Source organism: Polynucleobacter sp. 35-46-11, from assembly GCF_002281105.1.
In genome coordinates this window covers 1-2,480 of record NZ_NCFJ01000383.1, presented here as the reverse complement: position 1 = coordinate 2,480, position 2,480 = coordinate 1, and the positions used below count along the sequence as shown (strand labels likewise).

The following is a 2,480-nucleotide window of genomic DNA, read 5'->3' as shown; positions in this document are numbered from 1 at the left end:
TTTAATCGGAATATCGCCATGGTATTAAAAATTCCGAATGAAGGGGTTTTGAGCCATAAATAGCTCCTCCCTTAGCTGATGAATGCGCTCCTCAATCAGACGGTAGGCAGGCTTATTGGTTTTGGCTTGCAAGGAAAATATCCCATCAATTTCTTGGGCCGCTAAGGGGTCTACTTTTACGGTCGATTTATTGACAAATAAGGATAAAGAAAAATGTTTACAGTACTTTTCCATGGACTTAATTTTCTTACACTGTGCGGCGATATTTCGTAGGGAGATGCGTTTGGCCTTCTTGGGTAAACATCCTAAATATGAAGACTGATATTTTTGAATGAATAGTTGATCAGACGGAAGGTCAACTGGCAATTTGACCAAAATAGATTCATCGCTATAACGCGTAGTCCAAATATAGCTAGCTAATTCTTCTGGTTTTAAGCGGCTGATATCGGATTTATTGACCGAGCTTGGTCCGCAGTAAGTAATAGCAAGTTCCTTATGGGGTAGATTCAAATCTTGTGAAACAGACTGAAGCAATTGCCGCACAGAATCTTCATTTCCTGAAGAGTTAAAAAAGGCGTACATGGATTAGCCCTCCTTTTTCTTGCTGGAATACGGCTTATCAAAATCGATCAGCGGATAGGCATCGGCTACGTAGGCTGGGCCTTTCATAATCATCACAATAAGCGCCCCAAATCCAATTGTGAAAATTGCTGTGCAATAAAACACAATCAAGCTAATGACATAGATATCTACTGTACCGATCCAACGCTGCACCTCACTAACGCTACCAGCAATTGGAAATAATCTAGCCAAAAGCGATGGCAAACTAAGCCCCAGAAGTCCAAAAATAAATACCTGCGGAATGTGACGCAAAATCTTACGCTCTATCCCAGGAGCAACCTTAGGGTGATTCTTTAGCTTATTGAAAAATCGGCTCATCATGTCCTCGTTTCATACACACAATTATGGGACTGAAGGCCAACTGGTGTCATCTCAAATTTTGGCTTACTAGCCTCATAAGCAGCCTGAGCCTGCATAAAGCTATAAATACCTACAATCCATACTACACAAGCCAAAAGGCTTAATAGCAGACCACGTTTTAGACCTCTTGCTGAATACCAAGAATGATTCATAATGGCATGCCTCGACTAATAAGCCAGGCAATTAAACCCATCATGGCACCAATGTTGATATGCATTTTCAGATGCATCATATGTTTTGCTAAATTCATCATTACTCCCAACCCAATTTATGGTGAATCACCATCAACTCTTATCCAACATGGATAAACCATGCACCTAAACGGAACTAAGAGGCTGTAGGAGGGGCTCTAGAAGGAAGTCTGATCCAGGCAGAAAGTCTCTGAGGGGCTTGATATGAAAATTTCGCTTGCACTGTATAACCAAGAGGAGTTACAAACTGAAATGTGCTGAAGCTAGGTAATAAATAGATTGGCTGAACTAAGCAGTACGGGCAGTGACTACCCATAGCTGAAGACGAAGAAGGCTCATCATCACCGATGACCTGAGTCATCTTTGTGCCGTTGGTGCTGCAAATCTCAACTACAAAACCTTGGCCATTACTAGCCAAAGATAAAGCCTGTGAAACAGCAGGCGCAAGCGCACCCAACCAGATAGCCAAAGCAGCTATCCAGTGAACGAGCTTGCTGTGCTGAATTAAATGCATAACTAATAATACTTAAAATAATCTATTACCAGGTCATTGTCTTGGTATTGTCTTTAAACAAGGCTTCACCTGTTACCTTGGCGCCACCCATTTTGATGCCAGGCAATAAATCAGTTTCAGAAAAGCCGTAGTGCTTTAAGCACAGTGGGCACATAATCACTACTCCACCTTGAGCAATAATCTCAGCCAACATCTTCTGCTGTTCTGGATACTTGGCTGCACCGGATTTCACGCCAAGGTAAACCCCTTTATCGCTCAAGAAAACGCTTAATGGATGGCCAGCTGCATTCATATGCGATCCAAAGTTAAATGCCATCGTTGCACGATGTGGTTCATCACTAGTCAAGCTCACAAATAGCGGATCATTGGCACCAGCAAAAACTGATAGAGATAAAGTGGCTAATACTACAAGTACTGCTGATTTCAAGGTTTTTGTAAACATATCCAACTCCTTTTTTAAAAATAATGATTAATTTTCCTGATAAAGCACATACGTAATTTGATGCATATCAAATCATTTTTACTAGAACTTCATATTTGCAGAGACATAGAATGTTCTCCCCATTCCGGCAACTGCAGTTCCCCATGGGACCCCATTCATTGACATGGTATTTCCTTGACCCAGATATGCTCCGCCTTGCGGTAATGCATAAAGCTTGTTTAGTAAGTTTTCAATGCCAAAGTTCACACGGTATTTCTTATCGTCATATGAGGCGCGTAAGTTGTATAGCGAATAACCACCAGTAGCGATCTCATTTCTAACGGCATTGAGGTTTGTCTTAGCCGCTACAAAT

The 2,480-nt window shown here is 41.5% G+C and carries 4 protein-coding genes and 1 pseudogene; all 5 read right to left on the bottom strand.

Annotated elements, in window-relative coordinates; all coding sequences use genetic code 11:
- Positions 1–24 precede the first annotated feature (24 nt).
- On the bottom strand, positions 25–582 hold the full coding sequence (locus B7Y67_RS15250; protein ID WP_293599366.1) for a hypothetical protein: 558 nt from the start codon (positions 580–582) through the stop codon (positions 25–27).
- 3 nt (positions 583–585) lie between these two features.
- Entirely contained in the window at positions 586–942 is a 357-nt protein-coding gene (locus B7Y67_RS15245) for a hypothetical protein (RefSeq protein WP_293599365.1), read from the bottom strand.
- Between the two features lie 366 nt (positions 943–1,308).
- Positions 1,309–1,686 carry a DUF2946 domain-containing protein gene (locus tag B7Y67_RS15240; protein WP_293599364.1) on the bottom strand — a complete coding sequence of 126 codons (378 nt, stop codon included), beginning with the start codon at positions 1,684–1,686 and terminating at the stop codon, positions 1,309–1,311.
- 25 nt (positions 1,687–1,711) lie between these two features.
- Positions 1,712–2,128 (bottom strand): DsrE family protein, encoded by a 417-nt coding sequence (locus B7Y67_RS15235; protein WP_293599363.1) that lies wholly within the window; start codon positions 2,126–2,128, stop codon positions 1,712–1,714.
- 81 nt (positions 2,129–2,209) lie between these two features.
- Positions 2,210–2,480 (bottom strand): annotated as a pseudogene (locus B7Y67_RS15230) (TonB-dependent receptor); the annotation flags it as partial.